Source organism: Secundilactobacillus mixtipabuli, assembly GCF_002217925.1.
Taxonomy (GTDB): domain Bacteria; phylum Bacillota; class Bacilli; order Lactobacillales; family Lactobacillaceae; genus Secundilactobacillus; species Secundilactobacillus mixtipabuli.
This window is the reverse complement of sequence record NZ_BCMF01000006.1, coordinates 134,879-160,576: the sequence shown is the minus strand read 5'-3', so window position 1 is coordinate 160,576 and position 25,698 is coordinate 134,879. Positions and strand designations below refer to the sequence as shown.

Sequence of the window (25,698 nt, the reverse complement as noted above, 5' to 3'; positions counted from 1 at the left end):
GGGTTTCCGGCGGACGCTTCTTGTTTTACGGTCACTAGGCGCCTTCTTGCGCACCTTTATCCAATTGACCCCTCCATCTCAAAGCTAATCAATCGGTTCAACTCAACCGCATATTCCATTGGTAACTGTTTCGTAAAGGGTTCCACGAAGCCCATGATAATCATTTCCGTTGCCTTTGATTCCGAAATGCCTCTCGACATCAAATAGTAAAGCTGCTCCTCTGAAATTTTGGAGACTTTCGCTTCGTGTTCCATGGCAACTTTGCCATTATAAATTTCGTTGTACGGAATCGTGTTTGATGACGACTGGTCATCCATAATGATCGTGTCGCATTCAACGTGAGCCTTTGAACCGTCCGACTTCTTCGTGAAGCGAACTGTCCCACGGTAGTCGGTGGCGCCACCAGTCTTAGCGATTGATTTCGAAACAATCGAGCTGGATGTATTCGGAGCGTTATGGATCATCCGCGCACCGGAATCTTGGTGAATACCGTTAGAAGCAACGGCAATGGATAACATCGTCCCACGAGCATTTTCACCATCCAGATAAACACTCGGATATTTCATAGTAACCTTCGAACCCAAGTTACCATCGACCCACTCCATTGTGGCGTTTTCTTGTGCTGCAGCCCGCTTCGTTTCCAGGCTGTAGACGTTATCCGACCAGTTTTGAATAGTGGTGTACCGGCAGTACGCATCCTTTTGAACGTTAACTTCAACCACCGCAGCGTGCAAACTATCCGATGAATAGTTTGGTGCCGTACAGCCTTCAACGTAGTCTACCCGAGCGCCTTCATCAACGATGATCAGGGTCCGTTCAAATTGACCGGAGTTTTCGGCATTTAGACGGAAGTAAGACTGAATTGGTGTTTTGGTTTGAACACCCTTTGGGACGTAAATGAACGAACCGCCGGACCACACAGCACCATTCAGCGCCGCGAACTTATTATCGGTTGGCTTCACTAACTTGCCAAACCACTTCTTGAACAGTTCTGGGTATTCGCGCAATGCCGTATCGGTATCAGTGAAAATGATCCCCAGTTTTTCAAAGTCGTTTCGCATGTTATGATAGACCACTTCAGATTCATACTGGGCTGATGATCCTGCCAGATAACTGCGTTCCGCTTCAGGAACCCCTAGCCGGTCAAAGGTCTTTTTCAGATCTTCTGGCACATCATTCCAGTCCCGATATTTCTTATCGGTCATTTTTTGATAATACAACATGTTTTTCAGGTCAAGGTCACTCAGATCCGGACCGTAATCCGGCATGGGCAACTTTTTATACGCTTCATAAGACTTCAGCCGGTAGTCCAGCATCCATTTGGGTTCCTTTTTTTCAGCTGAAATTTGACGGACGGTTTCCTCCGTTAAACCACGACCCGTTGAATAAGCTGGTTTAATATCATCGTGAAAACCGTATTCGTAATCTTTGTCTTTGGCGACGATGTCTGGGACACCTTCTGCACCAGTTCCTTTTGCCATCGCTACTACTCCTCCTTCTCCTGATCATCATCAACACTGCCATCCGGCTGTTTCAGCAAGGCCCGTTGCAACGCCCACCAAGAAAGTGTCGCGCACTTGATCCGAGCGGGGAACGTCATGATATTACTCAAAATCGCGGCGTCTTGCAGTTGGTCTAAATCCGCTTGGGGATGCTTTTTACCCATCACCATGTCCGAAAAGGTTTTGGCCATGTGCAGTGCCTCCTCCTTGGACTTGCCCATCACGGCATCCGTCATCATGGAGGCACTGGACTGGCTGATAGTACAGCCATCACCGGTAAAGCCAATATCTTTAATTTTATCTTGATCGTCCAACTCAATGTCTAAGTTGATCACGTCACCGCAGGTTGGATTCTTCAGCGTGATTTTATGGGTTGCATCAGGTAACGCATGCTTATGATGCGGGTGGTCAGAATGATCCAAAATCACTTCGCGGTATAAATTATTTAGTTTCTCTAGACCCATGATTGAAGAACTCCTTTGTTTCTTGAATTGCCACGAGCAAACGGTCCGCGTCTGCTTGGGTGTTATACAAGTACAGGCTGGCACGTGCTGTGGCAGTCAGGCCTAAGTACTCCATCAGCGGCTGTGCGCAGTGGTGCCCGGCACGAACCGCTACACCTTCCATATCCAGCGCAGTAGCCACGTCATGAGGATGCAGGTTTTCTAGGTTAAAGGCAATCACACCCGTATGTTTAGCGGGATCTTGCGGCCCATAAACTTGAACGCCGTCGATGGCTTCCAACTTCGGCAGCAGGTAGTTGACCAGCTGCTGTTCATGCGCCTGCACGGCTGACATGCCGATAGCATTGAGATAGTCTACGGCAGCACCGAGGCCCACTGCCCCAGCGATGTTTTGCGTTCCAGCTTCGAACTTGTACGGCAGCTCCGCCCAAGTGGATTCCTGCTGGTGCACAAAGCCGATCATTTCACCGCCGTATTGGTATGGCGGCATGGCTTCCAACAGCTCACGCTTGCCATAGAGAATGCCAATCCCAGTAGGACCCATCATTTTATGGCCGGAAAACGCGTAGAAGTCAACGTCCAGATCCTGCACGTCCACTGGCATATGAGGCACCGCCTGAGCACCGTCGCCAACGAAGATGGCGCCGTGCTGATGGGCGATTTGTGCTAGCTGCTTGATTGGATTAACGGTCCCCAACACGTTAGATGCATGGGCTACCGCGACGATCTTGGTTTTATCCGTGATCAAAGTCTTAGCTTCATCTAAATCAAGTTCGCCATCGTCCGTTAGATGAATGTACTTTAACGTGGCACCCTTGCGGATTGCCAGCTGCTGCCAGGGAATCAGGTTACTGTGATGTTCCATGATGGAAATCACAATTTCATCACCCTTTTTAATGTTTGCTTCGCCATAGGTGCTGGCTACCAGGTTCAGACCATCGGTACAGCCCTTTGTAAAAATAACCTCTTCAGGTTCCGGCGCGTTGATAAACTTTTGCACTTTACGGCGGGCGTCTTCATAGTCGGCAGTCGCGCGTTCAGCTAAGGTATGCACACCCCGGTGAACATTGGCGTTATCCGTTTGGTAAAAGTGTGTTAGCGCTTTAATTACTTGGTTTGGTCGTTGGGCCGTAGCGGCGTTGTCCAAATACACTAGCCGTTCATCGTTAACTTTTTGATCTAAAATTGGAAAATCACGCATTAATTTAGTTAAAGTGCTGTCCATCTTCTAGCTTCCTTTCAATCACATCAATCATCTCTTGACGGACTTCTGGTAACGGAATTTCTTCTAGGACGGGGCCTAAGAACCCTCGAATGACTAATCGCTGTGCCAGTTCCTTGTCGATGCCACGACTCATTAGGTAGTACAGCTGATTTTGATCAACTTGGCCAACACTGGCCGCGTGACCCGCAATCACATCGTCTTCATCAATTAACAAGATGGGGTTAGCATCGCCGTGCGCATGATCAGACATCATCAGCACCCGGTTTTCCTGTTCCGCGTTGGCACCGGAAGCACCGTGAATAATGTTCCCAATCCCATTAAAGATCAACTCAGATTTTTCAAGCAGCACCCCGCGTTGAGAAATATTGGCAGTCGTATGTTTGCCCCGATTGACAACTCGGTTGTTGATACCATTACTCTGCTTACCAGTCGTGACCGCGATTACCTTGGATTCAGAATGGGCACCTTCACCAATGAGTTCACTGGTGATATCACCCAACGTATTTTGGTCATTGACGATCCCAATCGCCCAGTCAAAACGAGCATTACGGCTAAGGTTAGCTCGGCGATGAAGAAATGAGTAGGTGTGCTCGCCTAATTCATCCACACTTGAAAAATGAACGTGGCTGTTAGCCCGGCTTAAAACTTCGACCATGCAGTGGGCCGCGTTAGCTTCGTCACCCTTGGTATTCAAATGCTGAATAAATGAGAACTGACTGTTTTCTTCGGCAATGATTAGCACGTGTGACACCATTGGCTGTTTAACCGTACTATCCTGAATGAGATAGGCTTCGATTGGCCGCTTAATTTCAACACCCTTTGGAACGTATAAGAAAACACCGGCATTCAAAAAGGCTTGCTGATAAGCGGTTAGTTTATTTTCTTTATAGTTCGTCACTTTTTCCATAAAGTATTTTTCAGTTAAACGTGGATGTTCACGAAAAGCACTGAAAATATCTGTTAAAATGACACCTTGATCTGCCAATTCATCGGGTAGATCTACGGCAACAGTCGTTTGCCCTACTTGAACAAACCGAATCTGATTCTTTGCTTTAGGTAATCCATCAGCCAGACTCTTGTCACTACGTCTGAAATTCAGTTCCATGTTATCCATTAATGGCCAACGGTGAAAATCATAACGTTTCATTTCCGGTAATGCGAGATCTTGCATGGCATCAATCGCTGCAAGACGACGTTCCACGAACCAGTGTGGCTCGCCGTGCTCGTTAGCAGCAGTTTCCACTGCGGTTTTTATTGCTTCATAATCTTGAACGGCACTTATCAAAACGACCTCTCCTCTCTAACGATTATCGTCAACTAAGCTGACTTTTAGCCCTAACTCATCGCGCAAGCCAGCGTAACCTTCCTTTTCCAACTTCTTGGCAAGGTCGGCATCGCCACTCTTAACGATTCGGCCATCCATCATCACGTGGACCACATCGGGCACGATGTAATTTAATAATCGTTGATAGTGGGTAATGATCAACGAACCAAAGTTATCGCCACGTAAGGAGTTGACACCCTTTGAGACAACTTGAAGCGCGTCAATATCAAGGCCAGAATCAATCTCATCCAATAAAGCGAATGATGGTTTAATCATTAATAATTGCAAAATTTCATTCCGCTTTTTTTCACCACCGGAAAAGCCTTCGTTGAGGTAGCGTTCCGTCATTTGCTCACTCATATCCAATAATGATAAATTCTTATCCAGTTCCTTCAAAAAGGCCATGACTGAGATTTGATCATCTTCTGGCCGACGGGCATTGATAGCAGCCCGAAGGAATTCAGCGTTGGTCACACCCTGAATTTCAGCTGGGTATTGCATCGCCAAGAACAGACCCTTACGTGCCCGCTCATCAACCGGCATACCTAAAATACTTTCACCGTTTAACAAGACATCGCCTTGCGTCACATGATAAGCGCCGTTGCCCATGATCGTCTGAGACAAGGTCGACTTCCCAGTCCCATTAGGCCCCATGATGGCGTGAATCTCGCCAGTGTTCATGGTCAGGTTGACACCCTTTAATATTTCTCGGGTTTCTTTTTCTTCTTTGATCGAAACATGCAAATCTTTCACTTCAAGTGTCGCCATAAAAAATCATCCTCCACTGAGTTATTATCGCCGGAATATTACCTTAACGAATACCACCAACTATTCCAGTGCGAATATTGTTTGCTACAAGTCAAATTATAGTTGTTTTTGGTGACGATTCAAACTAGGCATTTCCCCAATACATAAAAACTTCATATTATGTGATAGTATAGACAACGAGATATTCTTTTTCGAATATTATTTTTGACGCCATATTCATATTTTCAGAACGATTTGAAAGGTAGGATGGCAATCATGAATCACTTTATGATAAAGCAGTTTAATGGTCTTGACGCAGCGACCACACAACGGTTACATAGTCTGGGTCTCCAAGTGGGCAGTGACCTGCAAGCTGTGCGCTTTTATCCATTTCATGGCCCGGTCATTATTCAAGTCGATCATCAGCGAATTGGTATTCGTTACCGGGTCTTTAAACAACTCACGGGGGGCGAGGCATCTTGACTACTGTCGCCCTACTTGGCAATCCCAATACCGGTAAAACGACCCTCTTCAATGAATTAACTGATAAGTATGCTTATGTCGGCAACTGGACGGGGGTCACCGTTGAGAAAAAAGTCGGTCAGATTCGCCACTCCCACACCCAAGTCATCGACTTGCCAGGGGTTTATTCGTTGAGTCCGATCACCAAGGACGAGTCAGTGGTGACCAACTACCTGCTGCAAAGTTCCCCTGATCTGATCCTAAACGTCACCAATGCCAGTCAGCTGAAACGAAATCTGCTGCTATCAGTAGAAGTGTTGGAGTTGGGCGTGCCGGTGATCATTACGCTTAATATGATTGATGACTTAAAGCGTAGTGGGTATAGCTATAACCTTAAAACCCTTTCTCATGAACTGGGCTGTCCGGTGCGTACCAGCAACGCCCGCAATAAAGAAGGGCTGGCTCAATTAAAAGCTGACCTAGTGTGCGAACAGGCTGATATTAAACCTAATGCGCCATTACAATTAAACTACCCCATGATGGTCACTCAGGCCATCCGTCAGGCGGCAACTGCCCTGACTCAAAAAAATCAGGTCGAACCAAAATTTGCCCGCTGGTTAGCAATTCAATACATCAATAACAATAAAGTCGTTCGTAAGTATGCTGTGAAGCATCAATTGAAACCGCTTTTATCGCAAAAAGCTTACTACGACGCACAAAAGTTTGCCGACGAGATTTTTGAGACCCGCCTATCCTTCATCGAAGCCACACTGGCAGCTGCCACCGAGCAGCTGCAGTCCACCAAACACGTGGTGCTGACTTCCAAGATCGATAAGCTGGTAACGCACCCAGTTTTTGGCTTACCGATCTTCGTGGGCATCTTCTACTTCATGTTCAAGCTGTCCTTTGACTGGGTTGGGACGCCGGTTTCCACCCAACTGGATAAACTATTATCCGGCCCCATTTCCACTTGGGCAAACCAGTTTTTGACCCAGGTGGGCGCCTTGCCGATGCTGCGGTCACTGATCGTTAACGGTTTGATCGCCGGTGTCGGCGGCGTGCTGGTGTTCATTCCACAGATTTTCGTGCTGTTTGCCTGCATCTCGATCCTTGAAGATTCCGGCTACATGGCCCGGGCGGCACTCGTGACCGACCGAATCATGGAATTGATTGGCTTGAATGGAAAAGCCTTTATTCCGCTGATCATCGGCTTTGGCTGCAACGTCACTGGCATCATGGCAGCCCGAACTATCGAGCAGCCCAAAGAACGGCTGATCACCACGTTGATCTCCCCGTTCATGAGCTGTTCCGCCCGGTTGCCGATCTACAGTTTATTCGTGGCCGCCCTGTTTCCGCGGCACCAAGCGCTGATCGTACTGTCGCTGTATTTCTTAGGCATCGTGGTGGCTTTGCTGATGGCAAAGGTCTATCACGTGATCTTCAAGGCCAAGGAGCACTCCATTTTCATCGTGGAACTGCCGCAGTACCACATTCCCCGGCTGGATATTGTCTGGCACGGGACTTGGGATAAAGGTAAGGGCTTTATCAAAAAAGCCGGCACGATCATCTTTGCTGGTACCGTTTTGATTTGGCTGCTGTCTAACTTTGGTGTTCACGGTTACGTCACCCAAATCGACCAAAGTTTCGCTGCTGATATGGGACAAATCCTGTTACCCGTCTTTAAACCCATTGGCATCGCCACTTGGCAGCCGATTAGTGCACTACTAACAGGTGTACTGGCCAAAGAGGTCATCAGTTCCAGCATGATGGTCCTATTCCACACAAGCAACCAAGGTGCTTTAATTGCCATGATTGGCGGCAGTTTCACCGCCCTTTCCGCTTACGCGTTGCTAGTGTTCATCTTGCTTTATATTCCGTGTTTCGCTACAATTGGGACGATTAAGTCTGAAACCGGTTCCGCAAAATGGGCCGCCTACTCCGTTGTCTCTGGTTTAGTGATCAGCTACACGCTGGCCTTCCTGATCTTTCAGGTAGGGTCATTACTGATGTGAAAAGAGGTCATCTACATGGGCTTGTTAGTGAATATCATCATTATTGCCGTAATCATCGGCTTCGCGGGTTACCAGATCTACCGTGCAGTGAAACGTTCTAAGCAAGGTAAATGTGCCGCCTGTGATTATGATTGCGAAGCGAAAAAATTATTAAACAAATCAAAAAAACATGCGCTTTAACCAAAAACGCCCTGAACGCTGCTACCAGTGTCCAAGGCGCTCTTTGTGCTGTGCATGAACCGTTTAGGAGGAAATTCCGATGAAACACCCATTATCCGTGGCAGCTGGTCTAGTCAGCCTGTTGGCAGTGGCCGTTCTCGCCACCGGCTGCAGCCAGTCGTCCAGCTCCCAGCAAGACTCGTCAGGTGCGGCCACTCGCACCGTTACCGACATGAGCGGCACTCGCGTCAAGATCCCCCATAAAGTCAACCGGGTAGCTGATCTCTGGCACGCCAATAATCAAGTGGTGATGTTACTGGGCGAACAGCAAAAGCTGGTTGCCACCACGCAGATGATCAAGACGCAGCCGTGGTTTAAGACTGTTTATCCGGGTATCGCAAGGGTTAAAGCCCCCTTCTCCGGTGACACGATGCAGATGGAAGCCCTACTGAAAACTAAGCCGGACGTGGTGATCTCTGCTGATCCGGACCAAATCAAGCAGGCCCGCGACGCCAAGATCCCCACGGTCAACGCCATGTATCAGAACTTTGCTGGCTTGCGGCGCTCGGTGAATTTGACCGCCAACATTCTCGGCGGCAGCGCGCCGGTAGTGGCTAAAGCCTACCAAAAGAATTTAACCGCTAACTTGAACACAGTGAAGACCCGGCTGAAAGGCGTCTCATCCCGGCCAAAGGTGCTTCACATCGTCAATCCCACCAACCTCAACGTGGTGGACGGCAGGCACACCATCGTGGACGAGTGGATCAAAGCAGCTGGCGGCCAAAACGCGCTGACGCAAACCGGCAACATGATCTCCGTCACCACCGAGAAGCTGGCCAAGTCCAATCCGGACGTGATCATCGTGGGTTCCACCACTTCCAGTCAGGCACTGAAGGCGCTGAAGAAGGATCCCGTGTTAAGCAAACTGTCAGCGGTGAAAAACGGCCGCGTTTACGGCAATCCTCAAGGCACCTTCCCGTGGGACCGCTACAGCGCTGAAGAAGCCCTGCAAGTCCTCTGGGCGGCGCAAAAGCTCCACCCAGCACAGTTTAAGAACCTGAACATGACTAAGAAAACGCAAGACTTTTATCAGCAGTACTATCACTATCATTTAACGGCTAAACAGGCGCAGTTGATTCTGGCGGGGTCAAAATAGTAAAAAACAATCAGTTCATCGACTTGATGAACTGATTGTTTTTTATCTCACTTGTTTCCATAAGTTCTCGTCAAAGTGTCCGAGACCGTTTGCTTGCAGTGTTTTAAAGTACGCCAGTAACTCAATGGCGCCGCTCTTGCTGACGGTGGCGATAGCGTTCATGCCCATACCAGTGGGCACCACATTACTCATGTGGGTGATTTCGTTGCCATTGACGATCTCCACCTGCGCGCAGGTGATGGTCCATTTATCCAGCACGTTTGGGGCGAAGACCAGAAAAACGTTGTAGTCGTCGGACAGGTACCCCGGCATGGCCCAGGCCACGTCGTCTAACGGTTCAGGGTATAGGTTCCCCTGCATGGCAAAGTCTTCAATGTTGTCTTGGGTGGGCACCTGGTCTAGCACGAACAGGGTATTTTCGAATTCGGGCGTTCCCAGCTTGGCTTCTGGGCCGCTGACTGGCTCTTGATTCATCATCATGATCACATCCTATGCAAAGTTTTCCCGGTAGTATCGATACTTATTCTTGATCTCCTGCAGCGGCTGATCCATGACGTGTTCTTTCCCGTCGGCGTCCAGCTTGAAGTGATCAGCGATTTTTGCCGCCAGTTGGATTTTCAGGCCCGGCCGTTTGGCGATCAGCGGCCTTAAGTCAGTAGACATGATCTCAAAGCTGGGGATCACGTCTGGCACAAGGATCTTGGTGAAATCCTGAAAGTTGTCGGCTAGAACTTCGGAGTAAATGTGGTCCGCGTATTTCAGCTCGATCTGTTCAAGCTTATCGAAATACTCGCTCTCCTGCAGGCCCTTCTGGTTCTTGACGATGTGCTGTTCATCGTACTCGTGGGTCAGATAAGCATCCCAATCACGGTAGGCATACGTCGTCATCCGAACCACCAGATGGCGGCCTTCCTTGGTCACGTTAGCCGGTACCATGCCGCCCGTTGGATCGATCAGGTAAGGCTTCACCAGCTGTTCCGTGACGTAATAATAATACGTACCGGGAATCAGTTCTTGGTCCTGATCAGCATCATAAAGCTCGCCTTCACCTTCCAGTTCGGGCAGCCCAATTAAACTCAGCCGCGTCTGATTGATGGCATAAATCATGTCTTCTAGTTCTTCGTTGATATTATCAGTTCGGCTGATCACTTGCAGGATGTGGGTGTATAGGCGCACCAATTCGTTGCGCTCACCCTTCTGGTTGTCATACACCCCTAGCTGGCGGGCGTATTTGCGGGTTTCGCGCTCCAGCTGTTCTTCAAGACTAGTGGTCATCCGCTCCACCTTCACCGGTAGTACTGGCTGGTCGAAAGCTTCCCGAGCCACCGTTCGTACGGCTTCACGCAGTTTCGGCCGCATTTCGATAAAGTCTGGAAATTCAAACACGTTTTGAAAATCGTAGTGCCCGTTAGCATCTACTCGGGTTTCATTCAAGTTGAAGTTAAATTTTCCCAAAACTAGCCCCTCCATCATTCGCTTTTGTTTTATTGTACTGTGCCAGTCACGGAAAAACTATTAGGGAAAAGGCGCACTTCACCGAAAAAATCCCCCGCGCTGCTGAAGGCTTCGGCAGTACGGGGGATTTGAGTTTAAGTATCTATTTATTGATATCCTTTAAACTAAACGCATCTTTAATGTATGTGTAACCAGTGTGAACGCCGGTGTAGATGGCTTTTTGACCATCTGTGCTGTCTGGGTCAACAGAGGTATACCCATCTTCATAACGCTTTTGCAGGGCGTTTGTGACTTGGTTAGTCAGATCCTGCTTGGTGTATGCATCGAACATCCGTGAGAACGGATTCTTGGTGGTCCGGGTAATGCTATAAGTTGTGCCCTTATTGCTTAATAGCTTACCAGCCTTGTACGAATACTGCTTCACACGGTACTTGGACGTACTGAGCTTATATAGGCCAAACTTATAGGTTGCCGAGCTGAGGTTACCAGCGTTGGAATACAACTTGAAAGTCGTCGTGAACGTCCGCCGGTTCCGGCTGATCTCGTAACGTGAGATACCACCAGTGTAAACCGTCCCGTTTTTAAAGTTCGCCATACTAATGAAGTGATACGTCTTGCCGCTGCGTTTCAAGCTGGCCCAGCGAAATGCGTACTGGCCCTTGTTCGTATAGTAATAACCGGTTGGATTATTAAGCGTCGAGCGCGAAAAAGTTGAAGAAGCCTGCGCCGTTGCTGGCTGGCTAAGTAAGACACCGCCGAAAAGTCCAAAAGCGACTGCCAATGTTCCTAATAACGCCTTGTTTTTCATCATTGAATCCCCCTAAGAAAATTTGTCACTGTCAACCTACTACTACATTGAAACTATAGCATAACTTTCAGCTTCTACATAGGTGGAATTTGAAATGTTTTTCACTTAGTAAAAATGGTGATTTAAGATAACAAAAACCGTCAAAACGACGTTAATCGTTTTGACGGACTAATAGTTGTATGCTGTAAGAGTTAATCAATCTAATATTTGTAGTATGCAATTATTCAACACTGTACTGTTTGAGATACTTACTGAGTGGCTCCAAATCGTCAGCGTAGTAACGCTTCTTAAAGGCAGCAATTGTGTCAGCGTCAAACTTATCCGGATCCAAGGTTAATTTTTCAACCGGAATTGGCCGCTCGTTCGTCATGCGAATATCGATCAGGACCGGTTTGCCAGATTGCTGAATCTTCAGCGCTTGGTCAAAGGCGTTTGGCACTTCGCTGATCTTGGTTACTGTTATTCCGGTAAGCCCTTGTGCTTCAGCAACTTGAGCGAAATCAGTCTTTGGCAGGTCGATACCAAACCATTCCTGCCCGTCGTCTTCCTGCTCATCTTCAATGTAGCCCAACGCGAGGTTGGTGAAGACGACGTTGATTACGGGCAGACCATAGGTTACCTGGGTCGCCAGATCCTGCATGACCATGGCAGCGGCGCCGTCACCCACCAGGTTGAAGACTTGCCGTTGCGGGAAGTCCAGCGAAGCGGCGATGGATCCTGGCAAGCCAACACCCATAGTAGCAAATAACCCGGAAGTGATCCAAGGCTGCTTACCGTTGACCTTTAACAGCCGAACCGCGTTTTGCGTCACGTCACCCACATCGATGGAGAAGACCGCGTCATCCGTTGCGATGCGGTTAATTTCCTTAAACGCCGGTTCAAATCGCAGGTCACCCTCGGCCCGGTTCATCATGTCCTCGTTGTACTGGTGCCAGTTCGCCACGTTGGCGACGTTAGCCGCGTACCATGGTGAAGCGGGCGCGTCATCACCCTGGTCGATCAGCAGCTGCAGGGTCCGTTTGGCATCCGCTAAAATCGCCACATCCGTGTGGTGCCGTTTCCCGAGGATCTGCGGATTGGTATCGATTTGAACAAATCTTATCCTGGGTTTGAACATTGATTCCGCAAACGGGTAGTTGGAACCCACAAAGAGGATCAAATCGGTTTCCGGTAACGCCTCATTGGCTGGCTTAGAGGCCACCCGGGCTGCCGAACCCAGCAGTGATTCAAACTCGTACGGAATGATTTCCTTGCCCAGCGCGGTGGTAATGACTGGTGTCTGGAACTTCTTAGCAAAAGTGGTCACTTCATCAGCCGCACCGATAGCACCCTGACCAACGTACAGCAGCGGTTTCTGCGCTTCTTTCAGCAGTACCAGCACCTGTTTGATCAAATCATCATCTGGATCAGCTAACTTTGGCCGGGCGAAGTTGGCAGCCGAACTGTAGTAACCGTCAGCTGGGATCGGCTTATTGGCCAAGTCATTAGGAATCGTCACGAAGGCTGGTCCGTGCTGTGCAAACGCCCGTCGAATCGCTTCATCGATCACGTGCGGTAAACTCTCAGCGGTAGTCACCGTTCTGGCATATACGCCAGGATCATTGAACCATGGATCCTCATCGAATTCCTGGAAGAAATCTTGGTTCATCAACGCCTGCGGATTTTGACCAATCAAAAAGAGGACTGGCACCTTATCTGCCATGGCGTCATACGCGCCTTGATATAAATGTGTCGCGCCGGGTCCCGCTGAACCGAACGCAACCCCGATATGCCCCGTTAACTTCGTATCAGCCACCGCCGCCAAAGCCCCCACTTCTTCGTGGCGAACGTGGATGTACTTGATTCGTTCCTGCTCCTTGTCTAACGCATACATCAAATTGTTGATCGTCCCACCGGGAATCCCGTAGATGTGATCAACGTGCCAACTTTCCAACGTCTTTAGGGCTGCAACACCCGAATTAATGGTCTCTGCCATTGCTGTTTCCTCCTCCAAAAAAAGATATCGTCACATCACTTTTTGTTTAACCTTTTAAGCGCCATTATCATAAGTGATTTGTGATTTAATATCAATTAACTTGACTTGGTAAAGTAGTTTTAGTTGTAAGGATGAGGGATGCAATGGTTTTATGGGTGAGGATTCGGATTAAATGGGGGTTCTGGGCAGTTGGAAGTATACTTCCAATTTTTTGATATTTTTGGATTTTATGAAGTATACTTCAAATTTTCCGATATTTCATGATTTTATGAATCATACTTCCAATTTTTTGATATTTTCCGATTTTTTGAAGTATACTTCCAATTTTTTACTATTTCTCGATGTTTGAAGTATGTTTCATATTAAAAGTGCCATTAATTCCACAAATTGGGAATTAACGGCACTCTTTTGCTCTTACATAGCCGAAACGTGTGAAAAAAATCAGCTCCCTGCCACCTAAGCAAAGAACGCCATCAATTCCAAGTTCGGGAATTGACGGCGTTCTTTACTTAGGTTCTAGGAGCTAACCGATTTTTTCACACTCTGGGTTTTCTCCTATACACAATATACCGACGGAAAATGTACTGCCACGGCAGCGTCAGTGCGTGGATCAGCCTCGTATACGGGAAGAAGCCGAAGATGGCGAAGCCACAGATCACGTGAATCTTATAGATCCACGGCACATTGGCCATCAGCTGCCACTTTGGTTGCAGATAGAACAGCGATCTTGCCCAGACTGACAAGGTTGACCGGTAATCAAAGTTCGGTAAAAACGGACTGGATAACGTCGATGCCAGCCCTAAGATGATGGTGATCAATAGCGCCACGTTGACGATCAGATCACTCCAAGAACTGGTGAGAAACACCCTAGCGTTGGTAAAACGGCGGTACGTCAGAATAGTCATTCCGGCTAACGCCAGCAAGCCAGCCCCAGTCCCCATCATCAGGGAACCAAACAAGTGATACATTTCATCCGAAATCCCGAAAAACGCGGTCCACGTTTTGGGAATTAAAATCCCTAGGATATGCCCGAAGAACGCTAAAATAATTCCCACGTGGAAGAGCAGACTTCCCACCATCAGCTTACGCTTTTCCAGCATTTCACTGGAGACGGCGGTAATCCCCGCTCTAAACCAGCCAAACCGAATGATTGTCCCGAACACGAACGACAACAGCATCACGTATGGGTAGATTACCCACAACAGGATTGAACCAAAATTACTCATTTGGAGGCCACCTCCATCTCGACACAGCTGCGCAATTCTTCACGAATCACTTGAATCATCCGGAAGTACGGATCTTCAATATCGCCAGCCGCGTTTTTCAATAATTCATAGGTGCCGTCTTCAATCACTTGAAAAGCCAGCTTCAGATCCTGGCGGCGCTCATCGCCGTCAAAACTGCCAAAGGCTAAGAACTCCAGCAGCATCGGCAGAAAATCAGCCAACTCGTTACCCTCAATGGTCACACCAAACATCTCATAGAGCATCTTCAGCTTGGCCAAAATCGTCCCCCGTTCCCGGGAATCGGTCATCTTGTAGTAGCTCATGTATAAGGTGTAACGCTTGTTCATTTCAAATAAATTCGAATAGTGGGCTTGTTGCTGCAGCAGGTCTTCTTGCCGCATATCGTCCACGGCTGCCAGCAGTTTTTGCTTCTGCGCGGTTTCCGGATAGTTCTTGACGAAGTCCACGTAGGCTTCATCGCTGAAGGTGTCTTCATCTGGATAATCGATGAACCGGGAAAGGTCCACGAAGGCATCGGAAAGCGCATGTAATTGTTTAAAATTAATCACGCCAAATCCCCCCATAGAAACTTTCTGCGTAAATCTGGTTAGTCGATTCGCCAGCTTCCGCCTTCTTGAACATCGAACCGTGCTGCGGTGCTAATGAGCAGCCTTCACATTCGTCGTAGCCTAAGCCGCCCTGTTCACTTTGAACGTCTTCGAACTGTTCCTTGTGACTCTTTGGAATCACGAAACGGTCTTCGTACTTAGCAATGGCCAGCAAGCGGTACAGGCTGGTAGCGGTATTTTCGGTCAAACCGACCCGCTCCAATTTAGACGTATCAAAATCCTTACCGCTGGTTTGCGCCCGCATGTATAAGCGCATCATCGCTAATTTGTACAAGGCGTACTTGATGGCATCCACGTTACCACCGGTCAAGAGGCTGGCCAGGTAGTCCACGGGTACCCGCATTTCATCGATCCCTGGGAAAATCATGTCAGGATTCTTGATGGAATCACGGCCTTCAAAGTAGCTCATGATCGGTGATAGCGGTGGGATGTACCAAACCATTGGCATTGTCCGGTATTCGGGATGCAATGGGAAGGCAATCTTTTCTTCCACGGCCATCTTGTAAATTGGTGACTTCTGAGCGGCATCGATCATTTCCTCGGTGATGCCATCCGCTAAGGCCTGTTCAACCACTTCGGGATCGTTGGGATCCAAGAAGAGGCCTAGTTGTGCTTCGTAGAGCTTGCTTTCATCCTCAGTTTCCGCAGCTGCTTCCACCTTGTCTGCATCATACAGCATGGCGCCAATGTAACGGATCCGGCCCACACAGGTTTCGGAGCAGACAGTTGGTTCGCCTTCTTCGATTCGTGGGTAGCAGAACGTGCATTTTTCGGCTTTGTTGGTCTTCCAGTTGAAGTAGACCTTCTTGTACGGGCAGCCGGTCATGCAGAAACGCCAGCCGCGGCAGCGTTCTTGGTCGACCAGAACGATACCGTCTTCGTCACGCTTGTACATGGCACCGGATGGACATGATGCCACACATGGCGCGTTCAAACAGTGTTCGCACAGACGTGGCAGATACATCATGAAAGCTGATTCAAAGTTAGCCTTGATGTCCGTTTCAATCTTATCCATGTTGGGGTCCTGCTTGAAGTATTCAGGCGAACCGGCCAAGTCATCGTCCCAGTTAGGACCCGTTTTCAGGTCCATGTTCAGGCCGGTGATCTGTGACTTCGCACGGGCAACTGGCTGGTGCTTGCGTTCCTTGCCAAACAGGGTTTGGTAATCGTAAGTCCAAGGTTCGTAGTAGTCATCCAGTTCAGGCATGTCAGGATTCCAGAAAATCTTACCGAGGCCGACCTTGTTGATCTTATTGCCGGCTTTCAGCTGCAGTTTCCCCTTACTGTTCAGTTCCCAACCACCCTTGTAGTGGCCTTCGTCTTCCCAGCGTTTGGGGTAACCCACGCCAGGCTTGGTTTCAACGTTGTTAAACCACATATATTCAGCACCTGGACGATTGGTCCAAGTATTTTTACACGTCACGGAACAGGTGTGGCACCCGATACATTTATCCAGGTTCAGCACCATTCCGATTTGGGCTTTAATCTTCATTCCAGTTCACCTTCTTTAACTTGCGAACGTTCACGTACAGATCCCGTTGGTTCCCGATCGGGCCGTAGTAGTTGAAGCCGTAACTCAGTTGCGCGTAGCCACCGACCATTTGAGTCGGCTTAATGTGGATCTGAGTTGGCGCGTTGTGCGAGCCCCCACGGTTACCAGTAATATTTGAGAGCGGTTCTTGAATTTCCATATCCTGCGCGTGATACATGTACATGGAGCCTTCAGGCATCCGGTGAGAAACAACGGCACGGCAGGTCACGACCCCGTTACGGTTGTAGATTTCCAGCCAGTCGTTATCCTTGATGCCGATCTTGTCCGCGTCTACCGGGCTCAACCAAACGTTTGGCCCACCACGGAACAGCGTCAGCATTTCCAGGTTGTCGTAGTACATGGTGTGAATGTTCCACTTCCCATGAGGCGTCATGTAGCGCAACGTCAGTTCCTGACCGTCTTCAGCTGGGGCGATCTTGGTATCAGCTGGCCCCATGACTTGCGGCGGCAAGGTTGGCTTGTAGCTGGCCAGTGATTCGCCGTATTCTTGGAAAATTTCGTGATCCAAGAAGAACTGCTGACGACCGGTCAGCGTTCTAAATGGTACCAAGCGTTCAATGTTCACCGTAAATGGTGAGTAGCGGTCGCCGTCGTGTTTCGATGACGTGAAGATCGGCGTTGGAATGGCTTCGGCAGGTTGAACGGTGATGCTCTTGAAGGTCATCTGCTTTTCAGCTTGCCCCGCTGGAATATCACTGAGCTTTTGGCCGGTGACTTCCTCGGCATTCTTCCACGCCTTCACGGCCACGTGACCGTTAGAGCTACTTGAGAGATGCAGGATGGCTTCACAGACCTTCTTGTCCTCGTCCAGCCGTGGGCAGCCAGCGTTAGTCCCTTGATCGAAGGTGCCGTTCATGTCTTTGAGTTCATCATATTCAGGTGAAACATCGTAGGAGAAGCCTAAGCCACCGACCTTGCCCCGAGCGTTAGGCCCTAAGGCAACGTACTTATCGTAAACCGCGGTGTAATCCCGTTTGATCAAGGCTAGTGAAGGCATGGTCTTGCCTGGGATCGGTTCAACCTCGCCCTTCTTCCAGTCCTTGATAACGCCCATTGGCTGAGTGATTTCACCTTTAGAGTCATGGCCTAGCGGCTGAGTCTTCAAGTCATATTGCGGTTCGTCGTAGTACTTCTTGGCCATGTTGGAGAAGGTCTTCGCTAACGTCTTGAACTGCTGCCAATCACTCTTAGACTCCCACATTGGGCTGATAGCCGCGTTAAATGGGTGAATGAACGGGTGCATATCAGTTGAAGACAGATCTTCTTTTTCGTACCAGGTCGCAGCTGGCAAGATGACATCGGAATACATTGGTGTTGCCACCATCCGAAAGTCCATGTCGATGACCAGGTCTAATTTACCGGTAATCGTCTCGTCGTTCCAGACCATTTCTTCCGGCTTATTGCGTTCGTTAGTCTTCGCCAGCAAGCCGTTTTCGGTGCCTAGCAAATGTTTCATGAAGTATTCTTGGCCCTTCCCTGATGAGGTGAAGAGGTTTGACCGCCAGATGAATAGACTCTTTGGTGAGTTCTGCTTAGCGTCTGGATTTTCAGCGGCAAAATGCAATGTTCCCGCTTTCAGTTCTTCAACGACTTTCTTAGCAATTTCAGTCACATCGGTAGTGCCGTACTGTTCACTAAAGGACAGGTTGCTGCGGTCGAATTGCGGGTATGATGGCAGCCAGCCCAGCCGAATGGCCAGCTCGTTGTAGTCAGCCGTGTGATCGTAGCTGTGAGACGACTTAGCAACCGGTGACTTCAAAGCTTTGTTATCCAGTTCATCGTACTTCCATTGATCGGAAGCAAAGTAGAAAAAGGACGTCCCGTTTTGCTGACGGGCGCCACCCTTTTGCCAGTCATTGGCAAAGGCAATGGTTGCCCAGCCCTCTTGCGGCCGTAATTTTTCTTGACCAACATAGTGGGCCCAGCCGCCGCCTTGAACGCCTTCGCAACCGCACAGCATCAAGTTGTTGATGATGGAACGGTAGGTCATATCGGAGTTGAACCAGTGGTTGATCCCGGCACCCATGATGACCATGGTTTTACCGCCGGATTCAAGGGCATTTTGGGCAAATTCACGGGCGATTTGAACCACGAGGCTCTGCTTAACGCCGGTGACTTTTTCCTGCCAGGCTGGCGTGTAGAAGCTGTCAGCATCGTCGTAACCCTTAGCGGCCAGTTCGTCATTGTCATCCCGTTTGATCCCGTACTGACTCATCATGAGATCAAAAACGGTGGTGACGAGATGTTCACTGCCATCCGCGAAGGTCAACTTCTTGGCGTTGATATGGCGCTTCAGCACGCCGTTCCCCTGGTTATTAAAGGTTGGAAAATCAACGGTGACCTGCTGTTCGGCATCGATGGATAATTGTGGATCGATGTCGTTACCATCAGCGTCCTTCAGCGTTAAGTTCCACTGTTTGCCAGCTTCCCAGCGCTGACCCATGGTTCCGTTTGGCACCACGATCTTTTGCTGGTTGGCATCGTAGACAACCGGTTTCCACTCGCCGTTTTCGATGGCGTCAGCCGTTAAGTCGGAGATCCGCACGAAACGGTCTGACGTGTAATCATCACTGTTGGCGGCACTCGGCTGCAAGGTGATCAGGAATGGCAGATCAGTATATTGTTTGACATAATTGCGGAATTCTGGCACATCTTTTTCCTGATAGTATTCGTTGAGGATCACGTGGGTCATCCCCTGTGCCAAAGCGGCATCGGTACCAGGATTTGGTGCGAGCCAGTTATCAGCAAATTTAACGTTTTCAGCGTAGTCTGGGCTAACTGCCACGATCTTAGCACCGTGGTAGCGGGCTTCGGTCATGAAGTGCGCGTCAGGCGTCCGGGTCAACGGCACGTTTGAGCCCCACATCATGATGTACTGGCTGTTGTACCAGTCAGCAGATTCCGGCACGTCGGTTTGCTCGCCCCAGATCTGCGGTGATGCAGGCGGTAAGTCGGCATACCAGTCGTAGAAACTCAGCATTTCGCCACCCAGCAATGAAATGAACCGCGCCCCAGACGCGTAGCTCATCATGGACATGGCTGGAATTGGCGTAAAACCAGCGATCCGGTCAGGACCATAAGTTTTAATCGTATACAGCAGTTGGGCTGAAATCAGTTCTAGGGCTTCTGGCCGGTGAACCCGGACCATGCCGCCGTGACCGCGAGCGGATTTGTAGGCCGCGCTCTTCTCAGGGTCTTCAACAATGCTGCCCCAAGCGTCGATGGGGTTGTCGTACTGCTCTTTGGCTGCCACCCATAGCCGCCATAATTTGCCACGCACATACGGATACTTAATACGAACTGGGCTATATTCATACCACGAAAAACTAGCCCCTCTAGGACACCCACGAGGTTCATAACCAGGCATGTTGGCGCCGCACTCGGGATAGTCAGTTGCCTGATGTTCCCAGGTGATGACCCCTTGCTTCACATATACATTCCAGCTACAAGAACCCGTACAGTTTACACCGTGAGTTGTCCGAACAACTTTGTCATGAGCCCAGCGTTGACGGTACAGCTTCTCCCAGCGGCGATTGTGCTCTTCCAGCTGGGTGAAGGTCCCGTTGAATTTCTCAACGCGGTTAAAAAAGCGGGATTTTTTCACTTTTTACTACCTCCTTGTGTTCGAATTCAATGGTGCATTACTTTCGCGAGAACTGGTGAATTTAAAAGTAAGCCATTTCCCTAATACCAACATTAGCATGTGAATTGTTATACTTCGACTAGGGAAAGTCCTATATTTCGGAGCGTGAAACCGGGCGCTTAGAGACTGGAGTATAGGCAGCTATCCTTGTAATGCCGCGGGTTGTGCGGTATTGCAGGGATAGCTGCCTATATGCAAGTCTCTGCCCGGGCGAACGCGTTCAGGCTGTGTAGCCAAAAAAAGTGAACACAATTCCTGCTAAAAAAGCCAAACCAATATAAATCCAAAAAATCACAGAAAGGAGCCCCCACCATGAACCTGAACCGTTACGACCGCCAAGAACGCGTCAAAGTCATCGGTAAAGCCGGCCAGCAAAAACTCAATAGCGCTACCGTCCTAATTGCCGGCGTTGGTGCCCTGGGCAGCTACACGGCTAGCCAGCTTCTGCGTGCCGGTGTGAAGCAACTGATTTTAATCGATCCGGACGTGGTTTCAACCACTAATCTGCAGCGCCAAGCCCTGTTCACGGAACAAGATGTCGCTGACGGCACGTTTAAAGTCGATGCTGCCAAGGCGCATCTGCTGGCTATCGACCATACAGCCAAGATTAACGTCTATCCGGAACCGTTGAATGAATCCCACCTGACGGACCTGACCTTTGATCTGGTGCTGGATTGCTTGGATAACTTTCGTACCCGTGATTTAATTAACAAAGTTGCACTGAAGCATGGCTTCGACTACATCTTTGCCAGCTGTGCCGGTACTTTCGGCAGCGTCATGCCCGTTTCACCAACTGAGCACGCCTGTCTGAATTGCCTGTACCCGAACCTGGAAGATCTTAAGCAGACTGATTGTGACCTGATCGGCGTCAACACGGCATTAGTCCCCCTGGTTTCCGGGCTCCAAGTTTCATTAGCCCTCCACTATCTCGTGGATAAGGCCAGCGTTAATTTCGCACAGCTGACCACCATTGATAATTGGCAGCTGAGTTTTCAAAATTTCAAAATCAATAAGGATCCCGCTTGTCCGGTCTGTAGCAAACGTGACTGGGACCTGCCTAAAATGGAAAGCACAGAACAAGTTACCGTACTATGCGGGACCCAGACCTACTCGGTTCAGATGAGTAGGTCGCCAAAGTTAGCTCAGCTCAATCAGTGGCTGACTGACCAAGCCATTCCTTACCGGCAGTTCAAGAGTTTCTCCACCTTTATCTGGGCAGGCTATTCGGTCAGTTTATTCAAAACTGGCAAATGCTTGCTGTATGGGATTCCTACCTTAAAGGAAGCAACTGCCACCTATCAAAAATTGAAACAGGCTTTTCAGCCCGTCATCACTGAGGAGGCGACATCATTATGACAACCGCGATGATTTTAACGGTCAGCGATACCCGTGATCTCGTCGCCGATAAATCCGGGCAATACTTAGCCAGCACGCTTGAGGCCCACGGCATTACCGTGAGTGACAGGCAGGTGGTGATCGACGACATTGTGGACATTCAATCGCAGTTCTTGCAGTTTGAACAGCAATCACCCGACCTGATCATTACCAACGGCGGCACGGGGATCGCGCAACGAGACGTGACCATCCCCGCCCTCACACCGCTGCTGCCGACCATCGTGGAAGGCTTTGGCGAAACCTTTCGTCAGCTTTCCTACGATGAAATCGGCACCCGGGCTTTAGCATCCCGCGCGCTGGCTGGCTTTAACCAGCGCAATCAGCTCGTCTACTGCCTGCCAGGTTCAACCAACGCCTGCCAGACCGCCATGGAAGAGCTAATCCTACCAGAGTTTGAACACCTGGTTTTTGAACGCCACAAATAAAGGAGAACATTATTATGTTAACCAGAAGATATCCGATTTCAATAGACGAAGCACAGGCAAAAATCAATCAGATCACCCTGCCCACTAAAACGGAAACGGTGGCCGTCACTGAAGCTAACCACCGCGTCTTGGCAAAAGCGGTGACCGCACCCTATGCCTACCCGCACTTCCGCCGGTCAGGGGTGGATGGGTTCGCGATTCGCGATGCCGATGACCACGATTTTCCCAAAGTCTTTAAGGTAGTCGGCAACATTCCCGCCGGGGCAACATTTGACGGCCCACTGGGTGAAAATGAAACCGCGCGAATCATGACCGGCGCCTTTGTCCCCGAAAACGCGGATAAGGTCATCATGCTGGAAAAGACCCGGGAGATTGCTGACGACCCCGACCAGATCAAAATGGTGGTCACGGAAAAGCACAGCAACATCTCCGAAATTGGGACTGAATTTGCAGAAGGTGACCAACTGATCGCCGCCGACACGGAACTGAATCCTGGTGGTCTAGCGATCCTATCAGCTTTCGGCATCCGCGAAGTCACGGTCTACAAGCGGCCCACCGTCGCCATCATCACCACTGGTTCCGAACTGATGCAGCCCGACGAACCGTTACAAGCCGGTAAAATCTACAACAGTAACGGCCCCATGATCAAGAACTTGGTCGCTGAAAGCGGCGGCGAAGTCACCAGCTATGAACAGTTGATTGATGATGCCGACCTGCTGAAAAAATCATTGCAAAAAGCCATCGCCGAAAACGACATCGTCATCACGGACGGCGCCGTTTCGGTGGGTGACTTCGACTTCGTGGGCGACGCGGCTCGGAACGCGGACGACCTGCTGTTCAACAAGATCAAGATGCGTCCTGGCAGTGTCACCACCGCCTTTGTTGAAAACAACACGCTGGTCATGGCGCTTTCCGGTAATCCTGGGGCCTGCTTTACGGGCTTCTACCTTTACGTGGAACCCGTCCTACGGCGTTTCGTGCACCAGCAGACGCGCATTCGCCAAACCACGGCGATACTAGCGGCACCCTACCACAAAACCAACGGCTTCGATCGGGTGCTGCGCGGGCAGTTTCAAATTGACCCAGACGGTCTGAAGGTCTTTCCCAACGGCTCCGACCAATCCGGCGCGTTAGGCAACCTGCAGACCACCACCTGCCTGGTCAAAATCCCGCACTCAACGGAACCAATCGAACTGAATGCTGAGGTGACAACATGGCTGCTACCCTTCAAATAATCGGCTACAAAAAAAGCGGTAAAACCACGGTGACTGAGGCGCTGATCAAAGCACTAAGTCCAACTTACCGGGTGGCGGCGATCAAGCACGACGCCCACCAAGCCGCCATGGATAAAGCCGGTACCGACTCCGATCGGTTTGCGCAAGCGGGTGCACACAGTGTGGTTTTACAGTCCGATAACGGCCTGTTCTTCCACCAAACCGCCGACGCACCAACCTCTGCCGCCGACCTGGCTCAGTGGTTGCCGGACCAAACCGATTTTTTACTGATCGAAGGCTTTAAGCCCGACCCATTTCCAAAAATCGCGCTACTACGTGCTTCTGATTCCCGGGATGACTTCAAAGACTATCAGCAGATTCAAGTCTTCGCCAGCCTGACTCCCCATCCAGAAGCCACACTCGTTGGCCTCCCCGCCATCATCGACTGGGTGCTCGCCAACATTTTGAAAGGAACTGATCACATGACAGACGAACTGACCCACTTCAACGATCAGAATCGTGCTAAGATGGTGGATGTCACTGATAAACAGGTCACGCACCGGGTTGCGGTTGCCACCGGGCAGATCACCATGCAGCCGGAGACGTTAGACCGCATCCACCAGGGACAGATCAAAAAAGGCGACGTGCTGGCGGTGGCTCAAGTCGCCGGCATCATGGCCGCCAAACAAACGAGCAACCTGATTCCCATGTGCCACCTGATTCCGCTGACCGGAGTGGACATTCATTTTGAGGACAACGACCGCGACACCATCACGGTGAACGCGCAAGTTAAAACGAAACACGTTACGGGCGTTGAAATTGAGGCATTACTCGCCGTTCAAACCACCCTGCTGACGATCTACGATATGTGTAAGGCCATCGACCGCGGCATGCTGATCTCAAACGTTCACTTAGTCGAAAAAGACGGCGGTAAAAGCGGTCACTTTATTTATCAATCCTAACAAGGGGGTAAAGTCTATGATTGGCGTTGTGTTAGCTGGCGGAGAATCCCGCCGTTTCGGACAGGACAAAGCGTTATATCAGCTACCAAATCAACGGGTCAATAACGCGCAGCTGGCGGTGGATAAGCTCAGTCCGCTATGCGACCGGGTTTTAGTGAGCGCTAATACGCAAAACACACCCGCGCTGACCAAGCAGTTCGCGGATTCAACCAACGTGGCCGTGATCACCGATGAGCCGCCCTTTGAACAGCGCGGCCCGCTGAGTGGAATCTACGCGGCTACCTGCCAGTCGGATTTCCCCACTGACCTGCTGGTAATGGCCGTGGACTACCCCTACGTGTCGGTGGACGTGCTTTCAGTTTTGGCCAATCACGCCAACTGTTATGCCCGCACACCCGACGCCGACCACTACACCCTCGCTCACTTCACCACCACTCGAGAAGTACTTCGCGACTTCTTGCTATTAGATGACTACCGTTTACGCGACTTTATCACGGAAGTTCAGCAATGCGACCCGATTTCATTTGCCAACGCCGAACTTTTCGTCAACTACAACACACCGGAGGCTGATTTCCATGCTCACTAAAGACCAAATGTCCGACTCAGATTTTCAAAAATTACTGCAAGTGGCCCTCACCGACCTGACCATCAGGCGTACCTTAGCTGAAAACACAGTGGCCGAAGTCAACGAGGAAATGCGTTCATTGGAAAAAGATGATCGCTTAGATAAGCTGGATATGCAGATTCAAGCCATCGCCCACGACTACGATCACTACAAACAATTCGTGGACCCCAGCTTCAAACTTGATATTGATCAGGAATATTCTGAATAGTCAAAATATTCTATTTTTATGTAAATATTATGATTTTTTTGGGGTCAAAGCGCTTCCAATTAGGGGGAAACATGTTAAGATAGGAGGTAACAAACTTGAATCTGGAAAACGTTGATACACAGCACGACTACCAGGACTTGGTCAACCACATTTATCAGGTCGATGACTTCGATTTCGTGGGCATTGCCTTGTACGCAAATGATCAATCTACCATCAAATGGTATTTCGTTGCTGGAAACCAGAACGAGCAATTTCGAAAAATCGTACTTCGAAGTGGTATTGGCATTGCCGGTTTAGTTGTCAGAACAGGCAAACCATTTTGGAAGAACGGCCTCCAAGACTACGAGTATACCGATAAGATGTATACACCAATCGCCCGAGTGGAGTCGCTGCAAAACGCAGCTGCTGTTCCGATATATCCGTCTGCGGTGAGATTGGTCGGTGGCGTACTGCTTGCCGGTTACCGATCGAAGCAACCCGTCTCAAACGAAACAGCCAGTCGGCTTTCCCAATACCTTGACACTTTTTAA

The 25,698-nt window shown here is 49.6% G+C and carries 24 protein-coding genes and 1 pseudogene; 12 read left to right on the top strand and 13 right to left on the bottom strand.

Annotated elements, in window-relative coordinates:
- Nucleotides 1-56: 56 nt before the first annotated feature.
- Genes sufB through sufC form a run of 5 tightly spaced genes read right to left on the bottom strand, consistent with a single transcriptional unit; the run spans nt 57 to nt 5,283 of the window.
- Entirely contained in the window at nt 57-1,481 is a 1,425-nt protein-coding gene (sufB, locus tag IWT5_RS07245) for a Fe-S cluster assembly protein SufB (protein ID WP_089109285.1), read from the bottom strand.
- A 5-nt stretch (nt 1,482-1,486) separates the two neighbouring features.
- Nucleotides 1,487-1,966 carry a Fe-S cluster assembly sulfur transfer protein SufU gene (sufU, locus tag IWT5_RS07240; protein WP_089109284.1) on the bottom strand — a complete coding sequence of 160 codons (480 nt, stop codon included), beginning with the start codon at nt 1,964-1,966 and terminating at the stop codon, nt 1,487-1,489.
- Complete coding sequence (locus IWT5_RS07235; protein ID WP_089109283.1) at nt 1,944-3,191, bottom strand: cysteine desulfurase; 1,248 nt, start codon at nt 3,189-3,191, stop codon at nt 1,944-1,946. Before IWT5_RS07235 ends, sufU begins: the two co-directional genes overlap by 23 nt.
- On the bottom strand, nt 3,172-4,473 hold the full coding sequence (gene sufD, locus IWT5_RS07230) for a Fe-S cluster assembly protein SufD (protein WP_089109368.1): 1,302 nt from the start codon (nt 4,471-4,473) through the stop codon (nt 3,172-3,174). The genes IWT5_RS07235 and sufD overlap by 20 nt, the downstream gene beginning before the upstream one ends.
- Before the next feature lie 18 nt (nt 4,474-4,491).
- Nucleotides 4,492-5,283, bottom strand: a complete 792-nt coding sequence (gene sufC / locus IWT5_RS07225) for a Fe-S cluster assembly ATPase SufC (RefSeq protein WP_089109282.1) — start codon at nt 5,281-5,283, stop codon at nt 4,492-4,494.
- Between the two features lie 255 nt (nt 5,284-5,538).
- On the opposite strand from sufC, the gene IWT5_RS07220 reads away from it, so the two are divergent.
- From IWT5_RS07220 to IWT5_RS07205, 4 genes are all read left to right on the top strand, one after another.
- Complete coding sequence (locus IWT5_RS07220; protein WP_225360244.1) at nt 5,539-5,745, top strand: FeoA family protein; 207 nt, start codon at nt 5,539-5,541, stop codon at nt 5,743-5,745.
- Nucleotides 5,742-7,736, top strand: coding sequence for a ferrous iron transport protein B (gene feoB / locus IWT5_RS07215; RefSeq protein ID WP_089109280.1), 1,995 nt, complete (start codon nt 5,742-5,744; stop codon nt 7,734-7,736). Before IWT5_RS07220 ends, feoB begins: the two co-directional genes overlap by 4 nt.
- A 15-nt stretch (nt 7,737-7,751) precedes the next feature.
- The gene (locus tag IWT5_RS07210) at nt 7,752-7,916 is read left to right on the top strand and encodes a FeoB-associated Cys-rich membrane protein (RefSeq protein WP_089109279.1); all 165 of its coding nucleotides are present in this window, start codon (nt 7,752-7,754) and stop codon (nt 7,914-7,916) included.
- A gap of 79 nt (nt 7,917-7,995) precedes the next feature.
- A complete protein-coding gene (locus IWT5_RS07205; RefSeq protein ID WP_089109278.1) occupies nt 7,996-9,051 on the top strand; it encodes an ABC transporter substrate-binding protein in 1,056 nt (351 codons plus the stop codon).
- A gap of 42 nt (nt 9,052-9,093) precedes the next feature.
- On the opposite strand, the gene IWT5_RS07200 is transcribed toward IWT5_RS07205, so the two are convergent.
- The 8 genes from IWT5_RS07200 to IWT5_RS07165 all read right to left on the bottom strand — a co-directional run bounded on the left by IWT5_RS07200 (nt 9,094) and on the right by IWT5_RS07165 (nt 20,300).
- Nucleotides 9,094-9,528, bottom strand: a complete 435-nt coding sequence (locus IWT5_RS07200) for a hypothetical protein (RefSeq protein WP_439959090.1) — start codon at nt 9,526-9,528, stop codon at nt 9,094-9,096.
- 12 nt (nt 9,529-9,540) lie between these two features.
- Complete coding sequence (locus tag IWT5_RS07195) at nt 9,541-10,506, bottom strand: hypothetical protein (RefSeq protein WP_089109277.1); 966 nt, start codon at nt 10,504-10,506, stop codon at nt 9,541-9,543.
- Between the two features lie 142 nt (nt 10,507-10,648).
- Nucleotides 10,649-11,317, bottom strand: a complete 669-nt coding sequence (locus IWT5_RS07190) for a hypothetical protein (RefSeq protein ID WP_143443087.1) — start codon at nt 11,315-11,317, stop codon at nt 10,649-10,651.
- A 217-nt stretch (nt 11,318-11,534) separates the two neighbouring features.
- On the bottom strand, nt 11,535-13,289 hold the full coding sequence (gene spxB / locus IWT5_RS07185) for a pyruvate oxidase (protein ID WP_089109275.1): 1,755 nt from the start codon (nt 13,287-13,289) through the stop codon (nt 11,535-11,537).
- A gap of 536 nt (nt 13,290-13,825) precedes the next feature.
- Nucleotides 13,826-14,515, bottom strand: coding sequence for a respiratory nitrate reductase subunit gamma (gene narI / locus IWT5_RS07180; protein WP_089109274.1), 690 nt, complete (start codon nt 14,513-14,515; stop codon nt 13,826-13,828).
- Entirely contained in the window at nt 14,512-15,084 is a 573-nt protein-coding gene (gene narJ, locus IWT5_RS07175; protein ID WP_089109273.1) for a nitrate reductase molybdenum cofactor assembly chaperone, read from the bottom strand. The genes narI and narJ overlap by 4 nt, the downstream gene beginning before the upstream one ends.
- The gene (gene narH, locus IWT5_RS07170; RefSeq protein ID WP_089109272.1) at nt 15,077-16,636 is read right to left on the bottom strand and encodes a nitrate reductase subunit beta; all 1,560 of its coding nucleotides are present in this window, start codon (nt 16,634-16,636) and stop codon (nt 15,077-15,079) included. Before narH ends, narJ begins: the two co-directional genes overlap by 8 nt.
- The gene (locus tag IWT5_RS07165) at nt 16,626-20,300 is read right to left on the bottom strand and encodes a nitrate reductase subunit alpha (protein WP_089109271.1); all 3,675 of its coding nucleotides are present in this window, start codon (nt 20,298-20,300) and stop codon (nt 16,626-16,628) included. Before IWT5_RS07165 ends, narH begins: the two co-directional genes overlap by 11 nt.
- A 357-nt stretch (nt 20,301-20,657) precedes the next feature.
- Here IWT5_RS07165 and IWT5_RS07160 point away from each other — a divergent pair, with 357 nt between their 5' ends.
- The 8 genes and pseudogenes from IWT5_RS07160 to IWT5_RS07130 all read left to right on the top strand — a co-directional run bounded on the left by IWT5_RS07160 (nt 20,658) and on the right by IWT5_RS07130 (nt 25,698).
- Entirely contained in the window at nt 20,658-21,695 is a 1,038-nt protein-coding gene (locus IWT5_RS07160) for a HesA/MoeB/ThiF family protein (RefSeq protein WP_439959089.1), read from the top strand.
- Complete coding sequence (locus IWT5_RS07155; protein WP_089109269.1) at nt 21,692-22,159, top strand: MogA/MoaB family molybdenum cofactor biosynthesis protein; 468 nt, start codon at nt 21,692-21,694, stop codon at nt 22,157-22,159. Before IWT5_RS07160 ends, IWT5_RS07155 begins: the two co-directional genes overlap by 4 nt.
- A 14-nt stretch (nt 22,160-22,173) precedes the next feature.
- The gene (locus tag IWT5_RS07150) at nt 22,174-23,394 is read left to right on the top strand and encodes a molybdopterin molybdotransferase MoeA (protein WP_089109268.1); all 1,221 of its coding nucleotides are present in this window, start codon (nt 22,174-22,176) and stop codon (nt 23,392-23,394) included.
- Nucleotides 23,373-23,708, top strand: a pseudogene (gene mobB, locus IWT5_RS12395) (molybdopterin-guanine dinucleotide biosynthesis protein B); the annotation flags it as partial. The gene IWT5_RS07150 and the pseudogene mobB, both read left to right, overlap by 22 nt.
- A 147-nt stretch (nt 23,709-23,855) precedes the next feature.
- Nucleotides 23,856-24,335, top strand: a complete 480-nt coding sequence (gene moaC, locus IWT5_RS12390) for a cyclic pyranopterin monophosphate synthase MoaC (RefSeq protein ID WP_225360253.1) — start codon at nt 23,856-23,858, stop codon at nt 24,333-24,335.
- Nucleotides 24,336-24,351: 16 nt separating this feature from the next.
- Nucleotides 24,352-24,921 carry a molybdenum cofactor guanylyltransferase gene (locus IWT5_RS07140; protein ID WP_089109266.1) on the top strand — a complete coding sequence of 190 codons (570 nt, stop codon included), beginning with the start codon at nt 24,352-24,354 and terminating at the stop codon, nt 24,919-24,921.
- Nucleotides 24,911-25,168, top strand: a complete 258-nt coding sequence (locus IWT5_RS07135) for a hypothetical protein (RefSeq protein ID WP_089109265.1) — start codon at nt 24,911-24,913, stop codon at nt 25,166-25,168. The genes IWT5_RS07140 and IWT5_RS07135 overlap by 11 nt, the downstream gene beginning before the upstream one ends.
- Nucleotides 25,169-25,263: 95 nt before the next feature.
- Entirely contained in the window at nt 25,264-25,698 is a 435-nt protein-coding gene (locus IWT5_RS07130; protein WP_089109264.1) for a GAF domain-containing protein, read from the top strand.